The sequence below is a fragment of the Moraxella canis genome (genome assembly GCF_002014965.1).
In the GTDB taxonomy this organism is placed as follows: Bacteria; Pseudomonadota; Gammaproteobacteria; order Pseudomonadales; family Moraxellaceae; genus Moraxella; species Moraxella canis.
In genome coordinates, this window is record NZ_MUXT01000001.1 from 411,807 (window position 1) to 431,897 (window position 20,091).

21 protein-coding genes are annotated in these 20,091 nt (G+C 44.9%); 8 read left to right on the forward strand and 13 right to left on the reverse strand.

What is annotated here, in order from left to right:
• Positions 1-150 precede the first annotated feature (150 nt).
• Positions 151-1,692, forward strand: a complete 1,542-nt coding sequence (locus B0180_RS01930) for an alpha/beta hydrolase (RefSeq protein ID WP_078255416.1) — start codon at positions 151-153, stop codon at positions 1,690-1,692.
• A 205-nt stretch (positions 1,693-1,897) separates the two neighbouring features.
• Here the strand turns inward: B0180_RS01930 and B0180_RS01935 are convergent, their stop codons facing one another.
• Genes B0180_RS01935 through B0180_RS10115 form a run of 3 tightly spaced genes read right to left on the reverse strand, consistent with a single transcriptional unit; the run spans position 1,898 to position 2,520 of the window.
• The gene (locus B0180_RS01935; RefSeq protein WP_078255417.1) at positions 1,898-2,095 is read right to left on the reverse strand and encodes a hypothetical protein; all 198 of its coding nucleotides are present in this window, start codon (positions 2,093-2,095) and stop codon (positions 1,898-1,900) included.
• A 40-nt stretch (positions 2,096-2,135) separates the two neighbouring features.
• Positions 2,136-2,327, reverse strand: coding sequence for a zinc ribbon domain-containing protein (locus B0180_RS01940; protein WP_078255418.1), 192 nt, complete (start codon positions 2,325-2,327; stop codon positions 2,136-2,138).
• Between the two features lie 19 nt (positions 2,328-2,346).
• Entirely contained in the window at positions 2,347-2,520 is a 174-nt protein-coding gene (locus tag B0180_RS10115; protein WP_167366904.1) for a hypothetical protein, read from the reverse strand.
• Between the two features lie 311 nt (positions 2,521-2,831).
• Between B0180_RS10115 and lipA the strand changes: the two genes are divergently transcribed.
• The 3 genes from lipA to dapD all read left to right on the forward strand — a co-directional run bounded on the left by lipA (position 2,832) and on the right by dapD (position 5,914).
• Positions 2,832-3,896 carry a lipoyl synthase gene (lipA, locus tag B0180_RS01945; protein ID WP_078255419.1) on the forward strand — a complete coding sequence of 355 codons (1,065 nt, stop codon included), beginning with the start codon at positions 2,832-2,834 and terminating at the stop codon, positions 3,894-3,896.
• A gap of 153 nt (positions 3,897-4,049) precedes the next feature.
• Entirely contained in the window at positions 4,050-4,982 is a 933-nt protein-coding gene (locus B0180_RS01950; RefSeq protein WP_078255455.1) for an alpha/beta fold hydrolase, read from the forward strand.
• Between the two features lie 110 nt (positions 4,983-5,092).
• Positions 5,093-5,914, forward strand: a complete 822-nt coding sequence (dapD, locus tag B0180_RS01955) for a 2,3,4,5-tetrahydropyridine-2,6-dicarboxylate N-succinyltransferase (protein ID WP_049236679.1) — start codon at positions 5,093-5,095, stop codon at positions 5,912-5,914.
• A gap of 128 nt (positions 5,915-6,042) precedes the next feature.
• Here the strand turns inward: dapD and B0180_RS01960 are convergent, their stop codons facing one another.
• From B0180_RS01960 to B0180_RS01980, 6 genes are all read right to left on the reverse strand, one after another.
• Positions 6,043-6,825, reverse strand: a complete 783-nt coding sequence (locus B0180_RS01960; protein WP_078255420.1) for a tRNA threonylcarbamoyladenosine dehydratase — start codon at positions 6,823-6,825, stop codon at positions 6,043-6,045.
• The gene (locus B0180_RS01965; RefSeq protein WP_078255421.1) at positions 6,818-7,657 is read right to left on the reverse strand and encodes a TatD family hydrolase; all 840 of its coding nucleotides are present in this window, start codon (positions 7,655-7,657) and stop codon (positions 6,818-6,820) included. Before B0180_RS01965 ends, B0180_RS01960 begins: the two co-directional genes overlap by 8 nt.
• Positions 7,641-7,772, reverse strand: coding sequence for a hypothetical protein (locus tag B0180_RS10290; RefSeq protein WP_267888870.1), 132 nt, complete (start codon positions 7,770-7,772; stop codon positions 7,641-7,643). Before B0180_RS10290 ends, B0180_RS01965 begins: the two co-directional genes overlap by 17 nt.
• Positions 7,769-8,818 (reverse strand): 5'-nucleotidase, encoded by a 1,050-nt coding sequence (locus B0180_RS01970; RefSeq protein WP_049236685.1) that lies wholly within the window; start codon positions 8,816-8,818, stop codon positions 7,769-7,771. The genes B0180_RS10290 and B0180_RS01970 overlap by 4 nt, the downstream gene beginning before the upstream one ends.
• 81 nt (positions 8,819-8,899) lie before the next feature.
• Entirely contained in the window at positions 8,900-9,442 is a 543-nt protein-coding gene (locus B0180_RS01975; RefSeq protein WP_078255422.1) for a GspH/FimT family pseudopilin, read from the reverse strand.
• Positions 9,426-10,844, reverse strand: coding sequence for an FAD-binding oxidoreductase (locus B0180_RS01980; RefSeq protein ID WP_078255423.1), 1,419 nt, complete (start codon positions 10,842-10,844; stop codon positions 9,426-9,428). Before B0180_RS01980 ends, B0180_RS01975 begins: the two co-directional genes overlap by 17 nt.
• 835 nt (positions 10,845-11,679) lie before the next feature.
• Here B0180_RS01980 and recA point away from each other — a divergent pair.
• Positions 11,680-12,729 carry a recombinase RecA gene (gene recA / locus B0180_RS01995; protein ID WP_078255425.1) on the forward strand — a complete coding sequence of 350 codons (1,050 nt, stop codon included), beginning with the start codon at positions 11,680-11,682 and terminating at the stop codon, positions 12,727-12,729.
• 45 nt (positions 12,730-12,774) lie between these two features.
• Complete coding sequence (locus B0180_RS02000) at positions 12,775-13,713, forward strand: regulatory protein RecX (RefSeq protein WP_078255456.1); 939 nt, start codon at positions 12,775-12,777, stop codon at positions 13,711-13,713.
• Between the two features lie 75 nt (positions 13,714-13,788).
• Here the strand turns inward: B0180_RS02000 and B0180_RS02005 are convergent, their stop codons facing one another.
• The 4 genes from B0180_RS02005 to B0180_RS02020 all read right to left on the reverse strand — a co-directional run bounded on the left by B0180_RS02005 (position 13,789) and on the right by B0180_RS02020 (position 18,176).
• Entirely contained in the window at positions 13,789-14,691 is a 903-nt protein-coding gene (locus B0180_RS02005; protein WP_078255426.1) for a PHP domain-containing protein, read from the reverse strand.
• Positions 14,692-14,778: 87 nt separating this feature from the next.
• Positions 14,779-15,900 (reverse strand): cell division protein FtsZ, encoded by a 1,122-nt coding sequence (gene ftsZ, locus B0180_RS02010; protein WP_049236694.1) that lies wholly within the window; start codon positions 15,898-15,900, stop codon positions 14,779-14,781.
• 193 nt (positions 15,901-16,093) lie between these two features.
• On the reverse strand, positions 16,094-17,392 hold the full coding sequence (gene ftsA, locus B0180_RS02015; protein ID WP_078255427.1) for a cell division protein FtsA: 1,299 nt from the start codon (positions 17,390-17,392) through the stop codon (positions 16,094-16,096).
• A gap of 61 nt (positions 17,393-17,453) precedes the next feature.
• Positions 17,454-18,176, reverse strand: coding sequence for a cell division protein FtsQ/DivIB (locus B0180_RS02020; protein WP_233424890.1), 723 nt, complete (start codon positions 18,174-18,176; stop codon positions 17,454-17,456).
• 371 nt (positions 18,177-18,547) lie between these two features.
• Here B0180_RS02020 and B0180_RS02025 point away from each other — a divergent pair, with 371 nt between their 5' ends.
• The gene (locus B0180_RS02025; RefSeq protein WP_078255428.1) at positions 18,548-19,174 is read left to right on the forward strand and encodes a DedA family protein; all 627 of its coding nucleotides are present in this window, start codon (positions 18,548-18,550) and stop codon (positions 19,172-19,174) included.
• Positions 19,164-19,967, forward strand: coding sequence for a Cof-type HAD-IIB family hydrolase (locus B0180_RS02030; RefSeq protein ID WP_078255429.1), 804 nt, complete (start codon positions 19,164-19,166; stop codon positions 19,965-19,967). The genes B0180_RS02025 and B0180_RS02030 overlap by 11 nt, the downstream gene beginning before the upstream one ends.
• Positions 19,968-20,091 lie beyond the last annotated feature (124 nt).

Here is a 20,091-nt window from a genome sequence, read left to right on the forward strand (position 1 = left end):
GCATCACAAAACCATTTGTGACACCTATTAGACACATCTCAATCCCAAATTCTTACACAAATTTTTAAAAAATTGCGTTATCATTTTCATCCCCTATGAATGCTCATCTAAGCTATAATAAGTGCTTAAAATCATTGATGTGGTCATCTTATGAAATATTTATCAAAAAACGTATCAACCAAAACCCAGCAATCACTCATCGCCTTAATGATCGGGGCGGCGGTATTAACGGCTTGTTCTGAGCCTAATCGCACGGCGCAGCAAAACAGCTCCGAGCCCAGTCAAGCCATTAACACGGATAGCGCCAAAGGCTATCATGTCCATGAAGTGGCTTTGGGTGACATGGTTGTTGGTGAGATGACCGCTCCACAGCGCGGCTTGATTGTCCTGCCCAGCACAAAAGCCGATACCAAATATCCCTTGGTGATCATCAGTCATCTGCGTGCGCCGAATTGCAGTGGTGGTGAGTTTGCTTATCCTTGCCCCGAAGGTCAGACTGAGCTGCGCTTTGACCAAGGCATGCAGTATCTGGCAGAGCATCTGGCAGACTCAGGCTATGCGGTGATTGTGCCTGATTATAGCGTTGTGTTTAGTGGAGATATGGTGACAGAGCCTTATGACCAAGCCGCATTATGGCGTGAAACTATCCAAGCATTCATGACTCACATACAGCAGTCGCCACAAATGAGTAGCTTGGTGGATTTTGAGCGTGTGGGCTTGTTTGCGCATTCTCGCTCAGGCAATATGCTAGATGCTGCCCATGCGCTTTTTGGCGAAAAACTCAAAGGCGTGCTGACCTATGGTCCATCGCCAGATACCTATGATATCGCCGAGATCTCTGCTGCGCCTGTGGATGTGCCTTATCTGTCGATCTTAGGTGATCTTGACAAAGATGTCGATCAAGCCGTCAATCAGTGGATTGGGCACTGGATCAGCACACCACGCCAGACGCCAGCCACCGTTGCCACGGTGCCAGGGTTTGGTCATAACTATATCAACCGTGCGCTCAGCTCAGCAAAGATTGATGAGCGCATCGGCTGTGATGTGCTAGATTGTCCTGATGCCAATGCCCACGAACAGCTGGTGATGCAAACCGCCGCTCAGTGGTTTGATGCCACCTTAAAAGGCGCCAAGACCACTTTACCCATCAAGGCAGCAGACGCACTTCCCACCACATTAGCCGATCATGAAGTCAGCTGGCTTGCCGCCACACCAAAAGCGATCAGCACCGTCAATTTTGATGACTTCAAACCTTTTCAAGGCAGCGAAGTGACGCTCTGTCGCTACGAAGATCCGATGAATCCATTTCAGCCAAAAGATGCCTGCCCACGACCAGAGCTTGGTGTGATAACCACGATGACTTATATCGCACAATTTAGCCAAGCTGCTGCGGACACGGCGGTCAAAGGTGCACAAGGTTTGGCGGTTCATCTGTCGCCATGGGGCAGCCAGACCAAGCCCACCAATGTGACGATAACCCTACATGCTGACGACGGTCAGCAGCTGGCACTGCCCATCGCTGCAGATCATCCTGCCATCAAAAGCCGCTTAACCGAATTTGACAATGGCGTCTATCAGCTATCCACCGTACGCCTGCCCCTACCGGCTGAGTGGCAAAATCACACAATCACCCATCTCACCATCACGACCGACGGGAACAAGATCGAAGTTCGCAGTGTGGATTTTTATTGATACTAAAAATAGCCTGGCATTGAGTCAGGCTTTTATAGGATAAATGTGACAAACGGTGATTGGCATGTCGATGCGATTATCCTAATCCGCGGAATGTGGATGATTTAGAAAATTTATTTATCAAGCATACCTTTTCTGTGGTCAGGGCGTCGGTGAGCGTTTAGAGCGCGTTTATCGGTTTACTGGTTTAAATGCTAAAAAATCATCATCCCTTAGGCTGCTCGATGCCATAATGCTTGTATAGTAGCGACAAAGCTAGCGCCGTGAATGGTGTATCATCCGCATCAATGGCGGTCAGAATATCAGCATCTGCATCAACAGAGAAGGTGACAATTTTTTTAACCAACCTTTCTTCATATTTTTTGATGGCTCGTCTGGTGTATTCTGGGGTAATATTGCTCATGGTTTATTTTTCCTAATTTGACAATTAACTTCCATTATTCTTAAGATAAGAGGATTCTTCCTAACAGACGGTCACCGACCGCAAGAATATTTTTACTGCCATTAATACCTCTATCATGCGGTATGCCATGCTTTGTACAGATCCATTCTCTTATTGCCAAACCTGCTCTCCCTTTCGGATTACCATACCTATCGCCACAGCACGAACAAGTTTGGGCAGTGTATTTCTCAATAGATTTTTAGCAAGTCAAATTATGAATATTTTTGACTATCTGAAAGTTGATAATGCTCTCTGAGCAGTTGGCGCATCAATGCACTAAAAGCAACAGATTGATCATTTTGCACTGCTTGAATTAATGCTTGATCTTTCTCTTTATGAAAAACCACACTTTTTTGTTTGCGCGCTGGTTTCTTTGGTTGGCTCATGATAATATCCTCATTCAAAATTCAATACATTATATAATAAAGAATATGCTATCTACCGTTTACCGTTCTTAATCCAAATATTTTGAATCCATGCCACATGCCGCACAAGCAGCAAAGGCACCGCCACCCCTCCCAACAGAATTAAGCCATCTACGGTCGTTTGCATTGGCACCCTCTAAATCTATCCCATACAATCCAATATTAGCATAAGATTTTTCACAATAAAAGAATTCTTGCATTTTGTTATTTATGCCAATTTGGCGTATAATAAGATGATTTTTGCAGAATTTTTATGATATTTAGGATAAGCCATGACTGTCCAAACCTTTACCCCCGATACTCGTCCTGCACCCAAAAAAGCGGTGCAAGGCGAGAAACTGCGCGGCTATGATAAAGTCGCTCGCATTCCCATCAAAGTTATCCCAAGCGTCGACACTCTCAAAAAACCCGACTGGATTCGCGTGAAGCTCTCAAGTCCTGCCGAAGTTGAGCGCATCAAATCCACGCTACGCAAACAAAAGCTCTACACCGTTTGCGAAGAAGCCGCCTGCCCAAACCTGCCACAGTGCTTTGGTGATGGTACAGCGACTTTTATGATTATGGGTGATATCTGTACTCGTCGCTGCCCGTTTTGTGAAGTGGCGCACGGTCGCCCAAATCCTTTGGATAAAGACGAGCCGCGCCATACTGCCGAGACCATTTTAGGCTTGGGGCTAAAATATGCCGTCATCACTTCGGTGGACAGAGATGACCTCAAAGACGGCGGTGCAGGTCACTTTGTGGAAGTGATCAATGAATCCAAAGCACTAAGCCCCAATTGCTTGATTGAGATTTTGGTGCCTGACTTCCGCGGGCGCGAGCAGGTTGCGCTTGATTTATTGACCGAAACTGCGCCAGATGTATTTAATCATAATATCGAAACCGTGCTGCGTCTTTATAAAGCGTTTCGACCTGGCTCTGACTATCAGCACTCACTGAATCTACTCAAAGACTACAAAGCCCGCCGTCCTGATGTCGCGACCAAATGCGGCTTTATGGTGGGTCTTGGCGAAACCGAAGAAGAAGTGTACGCACTGCTTGACGACCTAAAAGCACATGATGTTGACATCGTCACCATCGGTCAATATCTTGCCCCAAGTAAAAACCATGCCCCCGTGGACAGATATGTGCATCCTGATGAGTTTGCGCGCTACACCGAATACGGTAAGAAATTGGGCTTTTTTAACATCTGGGCAAACCCAATGGTGCGCTCAAGCTACTTTGCCGATCGTCAATATTATGGCGAAGACTGCCCGCCGCCAGCTCGCAGCGCCAAAGCACTTGCCGAAGAAAAACTGGCCAAAGCTCAAAACGGTGAGAAAACTGGCTGTTTTTGATCGCGCTGAGATTATCCCTGTTAAAGTGGCGTATAACATAAAGCTTTACGCCACATATTTTAAGACATATGGCTTGTTGGCGGCTGATCAGTGATGCGCTCACTTGGCAGTTTGACCTTGGCCATGTTTAATTTTTTATCCAAAACCACTACCATGACTCAAACCATCCTTTCATCCAACGGCATCCACCGCCTACACCATACTTTTTTTGTACCAAAAGGTGAGATCAAATCCACCCTGCTTATCGTACATGGCATGACTGAGCATGGCGGCCGATATGCGAGATTTGCCCAATTTTTGGCAGATCATGGCGTACTGGTGGCGACATATGATCAGCTTGGGCATGGTCAGACGGTCAAAGATAAGTATGAGCTTGGGTATTTTGATGACAAGCATCCTGTGCAAGCGCTGTCAAAAGATGTCATCATCATGGCAGATAAGCTCAAAGAGCACGCGCCATCAGTGCCGCATTTTATCATGGGTCATTCGATGGGCTCGTTTATCGTGCGTTCGGTGCTCATTCATCACAGCACGCGATTTGATGGCGTGCTATTGATGGGTACAGCGGATAATTTTGGTCTTTTAAGCCGTACCACTTATGCAGCGCTTAGCCTACTCAACAAACTCTCCCCCAAGCAGGTCAATCAACACGCCGCTGAGCTGATGAATCATGTATTATTAAATCAGCTTCGCTCGCCCATCAGCGCTTCTGCATTTGCTTGGCTGTCTGAAAATCCTGAGGCGATTCAAGCGTTTGAAGCAGATCCCCTGACAGGGTTTGCTTTTACCAATAATGGGCTTATGACCTTATTTGCCTTGATGCAGCGCGCCATGCGCCCTGATTGGTATGTGAATATGACCAAAGATTATCCGATTTTATTGGTCAGTGGCAAAGATGATCCTGTCGGCAATATGGGGCAAGATATCATTCAGCTTCAAGACAAGCTTTTGCGTGCCAATCGTGATGTTAGCGTGCATCTTTACCCCAATATGCGCCACGAGCCACTACATGAAAAAGCAGCACAAAAAGTATTTGCCGACATCTTGGCTTGGATCGAACGCCACTGTAACGCTGATAAAATGTGATGATGTTGGATGACTGATTTTAATGAATAAATTGTTGGCTTGGGCGGTTTTTGCTCTTTAAATATGCTAAAATTATCAAACAATCTATGATGACTTTTTAAGGATTTATTATGTCAAATCTTGCAACGATTATTGAAGCGGCTTTTGAAGACCGTGCAAATTTCACCGCCGAAACTGTGTCGCCAGAAATTCGTGCGGCTGTTGATGAAGCGATTGAAGCTTTGGATAATGGCTCTTTGCGCGTTGCCGAAAAAATTGACGGCGAATGGGTGGTGCATCAATGGCTCAAAAAAGCAGTGCTGCTGTCATTCAAACTCAATGACAATAAGCCCATTGAATCATGCGATTTGCGCTTTTATGATAAGGTGGATACTAAGCATGCCAACTGGAGCGAGGCGCAATTCAAAGCAGCTGGCGTGCGTGTCGTACCGCCTGCGGTTGCGCGCCGTGGCAGCTTCTTGGCAAAAAATGTCGTGCTCATGCCGTCTTATGTCAATATTGGCGCCTTTGTCGATGAAGGAACCATGGTGGATACCTGGGCAACTGTCGGCAGCTGCGCTCAGATCGGCAAAAATGTACACTTGTCAGGCGGCGTTGGTATCGGCGGTGTGCTTGAGCCATTACAAGCCAACCCAACGATCATCGAAGATAACTGCTTTATCGGTGCTCGCTCTGAGATTGTTGAAGGTGTGATCGTTGAAGAAGGCTCGGTCATCTCAATGGGTGTCTATATCGGTCAGTCCACTCGCATCTATGATCGTGAGACAGGCGAGATTCATTATGGTCGCGTGCCAGCAGGCTCGGTGGTAGTACCAGGTAACCTGCCTAGCAAAGATGGCACTCACAGCTTATATGCTGCCATCATCGTCAAAAAAGTAGACGCCCAAACTCGCGCCAAAACCAGCCTAAACGATTTGCTACGCGCTGAATAATACCAGCTTTAGGCAAACCAAATAAAAACGACCGCTCATTGACTTGGCGGTCGTTTTTTATCTAGCATTTTTATGGTGATTGATGATTGACATTTGAGATAAAATTAAGGGTATGGATGATCCAGTGACTAGGTGCGGCTGATCATTTTTAGTGCTTCGCTGACCATCACCATGCCCATCGTCGCTGTCACCACCACAGTGGAGCCAAAGCCGCCACAGTTTAGACCAGTTTGACATGCCTTGGCTATCTTTGGCGGCTCGTCTGAATAGACACATTTTAGACCAAATTTTGCCTTACCGCCTTTTGCGATGCCTTTTTCACGCAATTTTGAGCGCAGCTTGGCAAGCAGCGGATCTTGAGTGGTGTCTTTTAGGTCAGCTACGCGGATCTTTGTCGGATCGATCTTCGCGCCTGCACCGCCAGCGACCACACATTTGATTTTGTTAAATCGGCAATGTAGCGCAATGGCAAGCTTAGCAGACATATCATCCACACAGTCAAGCACGATCACCGTTTTACCTTCAGCTTGCATCTGTGCGACATACTCACGAGTCGGCAGAAGCTCTTTGACATTTTGCGCCGTCAAAAAATCATCCACGCATACCACATCCGCCTTAGGATTGATGCTGCCAATGCGTGCTGCCATCACATCGATTTTAGTCTCGCCAAGCGTTTCGCTCAAAGCAGGCAACTGCCGATTGATGTTACTTTCGACAAGCACATCCATATCAATCAAAACAATACGCCCTATCGCTGTACGCGCCAAACTCTCCGCCGCCCATGATCCGACGCCGCCCACGCCAATCACATACACTTCAGCATCAGCAAATCTATCAAGGCTTTGCTCGCCATACAGCGCACTTACGCCCATAAAGCGGCGCTCATAATCCATCTGTGTCGTATCAGTCATATTTCCAATCCACACGCAGCGCATCACAGCTATTTTTCCAAAGCTGATTTGCTAATACTTGTTTATCATAATTAAATAATTTAGACAGCTCATCTAGCACAAAATGTAAGTGTGCAGGTTCATTTAGCTGTCCCAAATGCTGACAAGGCAGCGGCATCATGTCAGGGCAATCTGTCTCAATCACAAAAGCCCCAACACCATATTCATCAAAAACCGCCTTAACAGATCGGCGCAGTTTTTTGGCATTAGGATTGGTGATCTGCCCTGTAATGCCAAGCTTAAAGCCGCGTTTGACGAAGGCAAGCGCCTCTTGTTCCCCACCGCTAAAGCTGTGAGCGATGCCACCTCTGTCATCAGCAAGATAGTTTTGTTCAGCCAAAATCTTCAAAGCATCGCCATGATTTTTACGGATATGTAATAAAATGGGCAACTCATACGCTTTGGCAAGCTCAATTTGTTCCACAAAAAATCGCTTTTGTTTTTGAAAAATGGCGGGTTCTTTGAGTGTTTTTGGGTAAGTATCCAGCCCAATTTCACCGATCGCAATCGACGAATGAGTTTTAAGATATTCTTCTAAAATATCCAAATCTGTGTCAGACTGCTCATCAATGTATAATGGGTGCAGCCCAAACGCCAAATGCGATCTTGGTGAGTCTGCCAGTTGATTGGTGGCTGTATTTGCCAACACCATGCGCTCAAAATACTGAGCCAAATAGCCAATGATCAATATATGCCGCACGCCTTGCTCATACGCACGACTGGTAAATGCCGCGCGCTGATCATCATACTCAGGCAAATCAAAGTGGGTGTGTGTATCAATCAGAGTTATCATGATGCTTTGGCGAAACTGTCTTATTGGCGGCAGGTTTAGAACTGCGTCTTAGTAAGGCTGTCATCGCAGCGATGACAGTAAGCTTGATCAAAAAATGCTGATGCGACTTTCTCATGATGGTGTCTTGGATTTTTTGGGTTTAACAGGGATAAATGCCTGATCTTCCATATCAGGAATCGCTTGAGGCGCCAAGATATTCAGCTGAGATTCGGAGTGATAAGGCACGAGCGCCGATGGCACCACGGAGCGTGCAGCATCAATGTGCTTGATTGAGTCATCAAAAAAGATGTGCGGCGCAAAGGTTTTTAGGACATTTGTCTTATCAAGACCTCCCAAAAAGAACGCCACATCCACCGTCACACCCCACTCTCTTAGGGTTTTGATGGCGCGCATATCAGCAGGCGCATTACGCGCCGTCACCAGTGCGATGCGAATTGGATTGTGCGGCGCGTCGGTCGATTGGTTGGGTAATTTGGCTTGCAGTTTGGATAATTTGATCAAAAAATCGGCATAAGGACCTTTTTCAATCGGCAAATCTGCCATTTCGTTTTCACGCGCATGAAAAGCATACAGCCCTTCTTGCTTAAAAACCAACTCCCCTGAATCATCAAACAACACCGCATCGCCATCAAACGCTATGCGAAGCTGATCACTGTCAAGCTGATCGACACTGACTGGCGTGGCATCCAAAACCGCACAGGCACAAATTTGACCATCGGTGACCTGCTGAGCATCTTCATGATTTGTCGTCAAAAACAAATCGACATTAAAATCCTTAATATAATTTGCAACCGAATCCCCAGAAATAAACGCTGAGCGAGTAATTCCCAGACCATGCGCACGAATTGAGTTGAGCACTTGAATGCCGATATCTGGTGAGGATTTGGAGACGATCACCACTTCCACATAGGGCGATTCAATGTGATATTCCATCGGTGGCTGATGCTTGTTGAGATTGAGCAAGGCTTCTATCAAAGGATAGCCCGATCCTTTATTTAAGATCTCATTTTCGCGCGCCTGCTGATACGCTTGAAATTTGCGCGCGGCGGTGTCTTTATTTTTTGAGATCAGCTCAGATAATTTGGCTTCATTTTCTGCCAAATCAAATAAAGCCGTCGCCGAAATTGCGACAATCAACGTATTTGAAAAATCGACCGCCATAAATTGCCTTATTGGTTGCAGTTTCTTTGTCATTTTAGCACAGTTTTGCTCAGAATTTGGCGAATGATTACATGTCCTAAGCTAGCAGCTTATCTTGATGACATCGCCATGTTCGATTCTGCTCAAACCATGCATATTAATTGTCGTTTGATGGCTTAACGCAGCATCGCCATTAAGTGCGCAGTAACGCACATTGCCCATGTGCCCACGCGGCTTAGCGTTATCGCCCATGAACTTAATGTAATGACGATGCAGCGCCACGGTCATCGACAGCATGCCATAGTTTAGCTCAAATGATTCTTTGAGCACCAAAGGATCGCTGTCATCTTTGCGATTGTTTTTATTTTTGTCAATGAACACCATCAAGCCAGATTGCCCGAATCTGTCACACGCCTGTGAAGCATTGATAGGGCAGATGATGACATCTTTTTGGTGCAAAGCCGCCTCGATCTTGGCTCGTCGAAGCGCTTCTTGCACATGTCGCCCCACCATTTGAGACTCATATCGGCGCATGAGCGAATCATAGGCTGGCACAGCGATCATACCGATGAGCGCCAAGATACCAAGAACAACCAGCGTCTCAATCAGTGTAAAGCCTTGCTGAGTGTCAAGCCTTTGATTCATTAGCAGCTACAGTAGTATCGCTGTGATCAAACCAAATCTTGCCAGGATTCATGATTCCGCGCGGATCAATGGCTTGTTTAATCGCCTGCATGACACCGATGGCGCTGCCGTGCTCTTTTTGCATATATTTACGCTTACCTTGACCGATACCATGTTCGCCTGTGCAGGTGCCACCCATTTCAATCGCGCGCTCCGCCAAGCGCCCAAGGATTTCTTCAGCCTTTTGCAGCTCTTCTTCATTATTTGTATCAACAAGCAGTAGCACATGAAAATTGCCGTCACCCACATGACCTACAATTGGCGCCAGCATACCTGACTTTTGGATATCAGCTTGGGTTTGTGTCACACACTCCGCCAGTCGGGAAATCGGCACACAGGCATCGGTTGACAGTCCGCGCGCCTCGGGTCTAAGCGCACAGGCAGCATAATAAGCATTATGGCGCGCACGCCACAGTTTTTTGCGCACCGCTTCATCACTGCCCCACTCAAAATCACTGCCGCCAAAATATTCAATGATCTGCTCAAACAAAGCCGCCTGCTCTGCCACGCCCTGCTCGGTACCATGAAATTCTACAAATAAGGTGGCTTTTTCGGGCAAAGTCAATTGAGAATACTGATTGCATGCGCGAATCTGAATCGGATCAAGCATCTCAATACGCGCAATCGGCAAGCACATCTGAATGGTGGCAATGGTCGCCTGACACGCCTGATCAATGCTTGGAAAATGACAAATGCCACTGCCAACCACTTCAGGTTGTCCAAACAGCTTGACCGTCACCTCTGTGACAATGCCCAGCGTTCCTTCTGAACCAACAATCAGACGCGTCAAATCATACCCTGCTGACGACTTTTTGGCACGCGTCCCTGTTTTGATGATTTCACCAGTCGGCAGCACCACTTCCAGCGACAAAACCACATCTTTCATCGTCCCATAGCGAACGGCATTCGTACCCGACGCTCGAGTGGCAACCATACCGCCAATGGTCGCATTCGCCCCTGGATCAAGTGGGAAAAACAATCCCGTCGCACGCAAGTAGTGATTGAGCGCTTCTCGGGTGACCCCTGCTTGCACAGTCGCCGTCAGATCCTCTTCATTGACCGCCACCACTTCATTCATCTGCGACATATCAATACAAAGCCCGCCATACGGTGCGTTTAGCTGACCCTCCAGTGATGAGCCAATACCAAACGCGATGACAGGCATATGATGCTCATAACAAATCTTGACCGCCTCTGCCACATCATACTTATTTTTGGCGGTCAAGACCGCATCAGCAGGCTGATTGATCAGCCAAGTCGTCGTATGCGCGTGCTGCTCACGCGTAGTCATATTGGTTGAAAGCTGATCGCCAAATCGTGCTTTAAGCGCACTCATCGCTTCTGCAAATCTTGTCTGTGTCATTAAATTTATCCCATATTATAAGCGCTTTGTTATCAAACGCTTTTACTGCCATCAAAATTTCAAAACGATTGTACCACATTTCTGATTTTGAGTGAGACTCACGCATTTGGCAGCAGCGAAATTCAAATCACATCAGCTCCCTAAAATAACTTTAACAATTATGACAAACTTGTGAAACTTATATATTTATTAAAATAATATCCTAAAAATTTTCTTAACAAATTTGACGATGAAAATTGTTTATCAAAGTCCCAAAAGTTTTTTTGATTTTGCCAAGCCTTGCCACCAAAAGGCTCAAAAACTTTTCCACACAAGCTGTGGATAACTTTTAAAAATACTCAACATATCGTCCCTAAAAGCGTGTATTTATCACGCCTGCATAAGAATTGATTAAAATTTGAACAATAATAAATCTATATATTTTTATAATAAAAATCAATAACTTATAAATATAAGAGCTTGAATAACAGTTAAATAACTTAAAGTTATATAGATAATTTTTATATTCACTGAGTGGGTTTGGTGTTCCACAATGATCTGACATATTTTGTGGATAAGATTGTGGATAAGTTTTTATCAGGTCAAATTTTGGCTCAAAAACTCTCTTTTTTATCATTGCTTTTTGATTGAAATTTGAGATTAAAAAAGCGATTGGTTCAAACATTGAGTTTTAAAAAATTCATTTAAAATGACACAAATTACTGACAAAATATTTCAGGATAACCCCCTATCAAAAAGGCAGTTATGCTATAATTAACGGTAAATTTAGTGACATGATTGTCAAGTTTGTGAGCATAATCGCAGTGGGCAATCGTATTAATTTTAGGAAATTTCTATGGACGAAAATAAAGAAAAAGCACTCAAGGCCGCCCTGGCTCAGATTGAAAAACAGTTTGGTAAAAACACCATCATGCATTTGGGTGATGAGACCGCTAAGCTTGATGTGGATGTGGTCTCTACTGGCTCGCTTGGGCTTGACATTGCGCTAGGTATCGGTGGCTTGCCAAAAGGTCGAATTATTGAGATTTTTGGACCTGAAAGTTCGGGTAAAACGACGCTGACCTTACAAACCATCGCCGAATGCCAAAAACAAGGCGGCACTTGCGCCTTTATTGACGCTGAGCATGCGCTTGACCCAATTTATGCCAAAAAGCTTGGCGTAAATATTGATGATTTGCTTGTCTCGCAGCCTGACAATGGTGAGCAGGCGCTTGAAATTGCTGACATGCTCGTGCGCTCAGGTGCGATTGATCTGATTGTGGTGGACTCTGTGGCTGCTTTGACGCCAAAAGCTGAAATTGAAGGCGAGATGGGTGACAGTCACATGGGTTTGCAGGCTCGCTTGATGAGTCAAGCACTTCGCAAAATTACCGGCAACGCCAAACGCTCAAATTGTATGGTGATTTTCATCAACCAAATCCGTATGAAAATTGGCGTCATGTTCGGTAGTCCAGAGACGACGACAGGTGGTAACGCCCTGAAATTCTATGCTTCTGTGCGTCTTGATATTCGACGCATTGGCTCTGTCAAAGATGGCGATGAAATTGTCGGCTCAGAAACGCGCGTCAAAGTCATCAAAAACAAGATGGCGCCGCCATTTCGTCAAACCGAGTTCCAAATCATGTACGGCGAGGGCATTAACCGCCTAGGCGAAGTGATTGATTTGGGTGTGGATGTTGGTGCGGTTGGCAAATCAGGCGCTTGGTATAGCTATGGCGACGGTAAAATTGGTCAAGGCAAAGCCAATACTGTCAAATACCTGCAAGAAAATCCTGCCATCGCCAGTGAAATCGAAGCCAAAGTCCGCGAGGTCAAATTAGTCACAGTGGCGCCCATTGAGGGGGCAGATGAGCCTGAAGAACATTTAGAAGACGATAACTTCTAATCCTTCATCATGAAAATCAAGACGTTATCTGAAGTCCTAGCAGAAATGGGCGAATCGCCTGTTTCTGCTGATTCTTATCAAGTTCAAGTGCTTGATGAAACCAACTTTGAGGAACTGACGACCACGCAGCCACCGCGGTTTAACCAATTACCCAAATCCAAAACATTTAAAAAATCTGTTAATTCTCCCAAAAAAACCTCCAAAACCCAGAATGCTTCACCAGATCAAGTCAAGCATTCGCCCATCTCCAAGCGGCAGCACTCTATACCCACGAAGACAGTTAAGAGCGGTTCTGTAGCGCAGTCAAGCTCTCAGTCAAAAAATCCTGCGGTAATTTCTGAAGTGTCGGTATTATTAAACCAAGTTAATGATGGCAAAGACAGCGCCGCAGTGCCGCCAGAGCTTGCCAAGCGACTACAAAATGTCGCCATTGAACCTCTGGCGCAGACTGACAAAGCCACCAATTATCTGCGCTGGCTTGCGTTTTACTACTTATCACGGCGAGAGATGTCACAGCATGAATTACAAAAAAAACTTCTTGCCAAAGGCTGCGAGCCCCAAGCTGTTGAGGATTTGTTGCAGGAATTCGCTCAAAAAGGCTATCAATCAGACGAACGCTTCGCCATGATGCTCGTTCGCGAAAGCATTCGAAAAGGTCGCGGGAAAAACCATATCTTACAAGCTTTAAAATCCGCCAAAGTCACACTGCCCGAGGGCTTTAGCAGCATTGACCAGTTGATACAGCAAGCTGGGGTGGACTCACTGACTGATGATACCATCCTTGCTGATGACGAGTCAGACGCAGTCGATTGGCTGAAGCTGGCTGTCGAGGCGCGAACACGCAAATATGGAGACACCATCCCAACAACGCCCAAAGACAAAGCCAAGCAGCTAAGATTCTTGCAGTACCGAGGGTTTGAGATGTCAGTTAGTTTGGAGGCTTTAAAATACACCTTAGCCGACTTAGATGAGCTGATTGACTAATCATGTCAAGCTTTAAGCCCTAACCTTTATTACATTGGTAATTGATATGATACACCGCTTGGACTGTGTGGGTATTCAGTATATCTGATCAAAACGCTCCCATATCCCAACCTGATTCTTGTGCATGGCTGCCGTTGAGCCAAGCTTTCGCCATGGCATGTTACTACCATGAAAATCACTACCAAGCGATACCGCCAACTCATGTTTGGCGATCGCGCGGCTGACCATCTCAATGCAGCTTAACGGCTCATGATTGGGCAGCTCACAGCCGTCGCCGCCACATTGAGCAAAGTCACTGATGAGTCTTTGAGTGCGTGTCGCAGACAGTTTATATCGCGTTGGATGAGCAAGCACAGCCAGTCCGCCACACTCATGAATGAGCGCCACCGTATCTGCCATATTGATGGTCTGTATGGGCACATAAGCTGGTTTATTATCTGCCAAATATTTATCAAAGGCAGCCTGCACACTGGGCACATACCCCAATTCATACAAAACTTGACCAATGTGTGCACGCCCAACAGCGCGAGCATTACCACCCACCTTGGTCAGCACCTGTTGCCACAAATTCTCAAATAGCGCAGCAGCTTCATCAGGATGATCCATCAAAGAATCAGCAAGTTTTTGGATCATTTGTCGTCCGCGTAGATGTCGGCTGTCTTGTAGTGATTGCAGTGCTTCGTTCATCTTCAGTGAATCTGAAAAATTGAGCGCAACAACATGGATAATTTTATCGATCTCTTGGTGCTTGCCATAGCCACCGGATAAGGTGTGGGTGCAGCTGATTTCCACTCCTCGGATTAGCTCAACTCCGACCATTTTGGCAGCTTCTTTGGCTTCATCAAGCCCCTTGATTGTATCATGATCGGTCAATGCCGCCATCTCAATACCTGCCAAAGCGACTTTTTTAATCAATTCTGTGGGCGTATTAGTACCATCAGAGCAAGTGCTGTGCATGTGCAGGTCTATTTTTTTCATGATCTAAATTTCCGATTCATCACTGACTGGCATTATCAACATTAAAAAAGCCCCACCGCATGGGTAGGACTTTAGTTTTGTGGTGAATTAACTGTTTTTTTGCTGCTCTCTTTGCAAGAAAGTCCCAACACTGATCGGCTTTGGTGCACCTTGACGTGGCGCAGGCGCTTGTTGGCTTTCTTCTGCCAATGCGCTGGTATGCGTTTTTAACGTTTCTTGCTTATTTTCTGGCAGCTTGACTGGTGCTGGCTGATCATTAACCGTCAGACCTGTTGCCACCACGGTCACATGAATCTCATCTTCCATGTCAGGATCTTCAACTAAGCCGTAAAACACATGGGCGTCTTCATCCATCATACCTTCGCCAATAGCAACGATAGACATCACCTCATCCATGCTAACGCCAGAACCAATGATATTAATGATCAAGCCTTGGGCATTGCGTAGATTTAGATCATCGAGTAACGGAGAGCGAATGGCTTTTTCCATCGCTTCAGAAGCACGATTGGTGCCACTAGCACGACCGATACCCATCATCGCATGACCCTTAGCACTCATTGCAGTACGCACGTCTTCAAAGTCGATGTTAATCATGCCAGGGTTTACGATAGTTTCAGTCAAACCGTTTACCGCATGCAATAAGACATCATCTGCTTTTTTAAAGGCATCTACCATGGTCAAATTGCGATATGCTTGAGTCAGCTTATCGTTAGGAATGGTGATAATTGAGTCTACGTGCTGGGTCAATGCATCGATACCATTACGCGCAGCGGCAGCGCGGCGCTTACCCTCAAAGCTAAATGGCGTCGTGACCACTGCAACCGTCAAAATACCCATTTCTTTAGCGATACGAGCAACCACAGGGGCTGCGCCCGTTCCTGTGCCGCCGCCCATACCTGCAGTGATGAACGCCATATTATAGCCCTCAAGCATTGCACGAATTTCATCTTCGTTACTTTCGGCAGCATTACGACCAACTTCAGGATTGGCACCAGCGCCTAGCCCACGAGTCGCATCCGCGCCGATTTGAATTTTATTTGGAGCCGATAATTTATTCAGTGCTTGTAAGTCAGTGTTGGCACAAACAAAAGTAATGCCTGAGACATTTTGACGAACCATATGTTCAACGGCATTGCCGCCGCCGCCGCCAACACCAAAGACAATGATGCGTGCTTGACCATTAGTTTCTGGTTGAAATTCATCAGCCATTCCGTATTTCATAACCTAACTCCAAAAAAAATTGTTTAAATAAAAGTATAGCACCATTGTACGCACAAACAGCACTTTTGGCAAGCTGCGCAAGGCTTGTATCAGTTAATTTCACTAAAAAAGCTAGACATTTTTTGTCTTAAATCTAGATCAATATTTTAGTAAATTGGCTTGCTCTCGTCAGCCCAAAAACTTAAAAAACCCGCTTAATCCAAGCAGTAAATTGTCCAAAAAGCTGACTGACCATACTCACGCGCTCAGTCACCCAAGAATTATCAAGCTCATCGATTTCTTGGGTTTGCTGATCACGGGTGTATTGGGCACTACCCACGAATAAAAGCGCACCGATCGCGGTATGCAGCGTATTATCGGACAGATGTTTATTAAGCAGCTTAATATTATCATCAGATAAGCGCGCAGGATCCAGTTTGACTCTAGGATTATTGGTAATTAACCGCGCTTTCATACCAATATGGTTGCGCGCAAAATCAAGCAGCCCATCCATAGACGAACCACCGCCCGCCAAGACGATGCCGGCATCCAAACTAACCAATAAAGAGGCATCAATCGCATCAATGACTTTGTCAAGCAACTTGCGATAGCGCGCCTCAATCACTTGATTAAGTTCACGTCTGAGCATGGTTTTTTCATGCTTGGTGTGTCGCTTATAAGTCACCACAGCGCCTGGCGAATATTTATTACGATTCAGCGTGCCTTCTTGTCGCTTAAAGCTGTCCGTGTCTGCAAGCGCAATGCCACACTCTTTGGCAATGTCCATGTCGACAGTCACGCCGCCCATATCCAAGCAATGACTATAAATCAACACACCATCTTTATAGATACACACCTTAGTCATGCCCGCACCGATATCAATAAAACAAACTCCTGCTTGTTTTTCATCTTCAGACAAGGCATACTCAGCACCAGCAATCCCATCAAATAGACAAGATTCGACATGCAAATCGTCTTGTTCGACCAAACTGATCATCTGGTTGAGCTGAGTGGTTGGCATATCAATCACATGACTTGCAACACAAATTTTATCCGTCATCAGCCCTTTGGCGTCTTGGACATGATAGTCTTCCAAGAAAATTAATTGGCGATTCATTTGAAATGGCGCGCGGTCTTGACTTGCGATTTGACTAGACATCGCTTGGGTCGCTTGACAAATATGCTCTGGCATCACCATACGGTCAGCCGTATCGATAACGACCTCATGACTCATATTCTGCATACTCATCATAGGAGATGCCATACACAATATAGGTGAAATGATCTGTAAGCCCGCCATATCACTGGCTTCGCGAACAGATTTATGAATTGCTGACAAAAGATGCTCGCGATTATCAACACGACCGCCAAAGAAAGCATCCGTGTGCGCCAAGCCGACAGCCGAAACCTTAAGGTGCTTTTCCAAACCTTTGGTTTCAAAATGCCCGACTGCTGTACAGACAGCTGTAGAGCTAATATGTATTACCGCTTGAAGAGTCACACGATTTCCTTAAACTACCTCGACGCCCAAAGTGAGTATGGGCATAAATCTATCAAAAATATCAAGCTTGATTACGCCAAGCAATTGCAAAGCCGTTTTTATACCTAAGATCCACAGAATCAATGCGTCCAAAATCATTAGCCAACGCACTTTGTAGCTGTATCGCCAAATTGTATAGCTTTTGCTCTGTGTCTTCATGGTCAACCATGATGCGCATGCCATTATTAAATCGAATGATCCAAGTTTGGCGAGGTGTCAAAATCAAGTCCTGAACCCGAACATCCAAAGGCGCATACCAAGTATTGACCCGCTTAAGCTTTTGCATGATCTGCTGAGATTCGGTGTCGCGCCCATGTAGATTAACTAAATTAGGGTTCATAAGCTGACTGTTTTCGGCAGGCTCATACACCACACCGTTGGCATCAAGCAATCTGTCGCTACCAAAGTTGGCAATGGGTCTGCGCGCAGTGACCGACACAACCACACCGTTATTCCAATCGCGCTGCACATTCGCCGATTCCACCCAGGTCAGCTGGGTGATATGTTGGTGAATTTTTACCAAATCTGCACCAAAAAATTGCACTTCACCAATAGGTTCGACAGCCTGCTGAATCGCATTTAACTGCGCTTGGGTCAGCTGATTTGATTCTATGACAATCGGTTTGGCTGTTTCATTATTTAATAAATAGTTGGTCAACAGCCCAAAAATCGCAATCAATACAATGATCATCAATGCAGAATGCCATGGCTTGACAGTGATTTTCTTCATAGAGATTTTAGTCATGAATTACGCCATTGATTATTAAATTTTTATCATCAATAAATTTTTGAATATTCTCTCAAACTGCCTTATATAAGATCAATAACACCAAAATTCGAGGGGCAAAATATTCGCCGATGTGCATGCAGTCAATTTTAGAATAACATTGAGATAAATTAGCATATGTTAGCGCATTTTATCGATAAGTGAAAGTAATAAATTCACAAAATCCCCCAAAAATTTAAGAGTGTTACATATGATTACAGTTTTTTTATAAACAAGTAAATTTAAAAATGATGTACATAAATCAGCAACTCTTCATTGCACATGCCAACAACATCATTATAAGAAAAAATGTTAAAATTCAAACATTTTAATAGTTATGAATGAGTACTATGGAAAACTTGAGTGAGTGGATTTTGGCTGTGATGGACAAACTGGGTCTGATTGGCGTCGGTTTAATGATGTTTTTGGAAAATGTCTTTCCACCCATTCCATCAGAGCTGATTATGCCCGCAGCTGGATTTGCTGCAGCAATGGGTCAGGTGAACCTATTTGCCGTTATTATTGCTGGCACAATTGGTTCAATGATTGGCGCCCTACCTTTGTATTATATTGGCACAAAATTAGACGAAAAGCGCTTGCGACATTTGGCGGATCATTATGGTCAGTATTTTTTGATCACTGCCAATGATGTAAGCAATGCCCAAAAATGGTTCGATCGGCATGGTAAATCTGTCATATTTTTTGGGCGAATGATCCCTGCGATACGTTCACTGATATCCATTCCAGCAGGCATGGCACACATGCCCTTAGTGCCTTTTTTGATATTGACTGGGTTAGGATCTTTGATTTGGAGTGCAATGTTGGCTTATGCTGGCTTTGTATTAGGTGCTAATTATCATAAAGTAGCCAACTATGTTGGTGCCATCAGTCATTATATCGTCATAGGTGCCGGGCTTGTGATTTTATTTATCATTTATAAACGCATCAAAAAAGTTTGGGGCACTCATGCTAAATAAACCTTATCCCTTGCCCAAAATTATTTTCTTTGATATCGATGATACTTTGTATATCAAAGATGAAGGACGTATTCCTCAAAGTATTAAACCTGCTTTGCTCGCCCTAAAAAATCAAGGTGTATTGCTCGCTATTGCCACAGGTCGCAGTCTTGGAATCATGCCGGTAGCAGTACGAGAGCTGATTGATGAAATTGGTATTGACTACTTATTAACTATGAATGGTCAATACAACGAATACGCTGGTCAAAAATTATTCGATTTTCCCTTGAAAAATCAACAAGTCAAAGAGATCTTGGCAGTATTTGAACGTCGTAATATTACTACTGCAATTATGACAAAAACTGACATCTTTTGCTTTAATCAGAGTGAACATTTAAAAACTGCATTAGGCTCATTAGGAATCACACCGATACTAGCCAATAAAGAAGGGTTTGATTTTGATCAGCCCATTTATCAAATCTTAGCATTTTATGAAGAACATGAAGCTCAAAACATCGCGCTGCCACCTAATATTAAAACAACTCGCTGGCATCAGTGCGCTGTAGATGTATTGGATCATCAAAGCTCAAAAGCGCGCTCAATAGCAAAATTATTAAATGAGTTAAATATCTCCAAATCAGAGGCAGCAGCTTTTGGAGACGGTTTAAATGACATAGAGATGTTTAAGTGGGTGGGTACCGCTATTGCTATGGATAATGGACATCCCGATTTAAAACAGCATGCTGATATTATTTGTCCACGCCACGATCAAGACGGCATTGAAAAAATTTTAAAAGCGCTAAAATGGAATTGATCTTCAATGATCTTCAACATCCCCCAAAACCAAAACACTTGCCCAATCAGCAAGTGTTTTAGTTTCCCACTGGTCATTGATACAATTCTTATTCTGCTTTAAACCCCCCCCAAACAAAACCCCC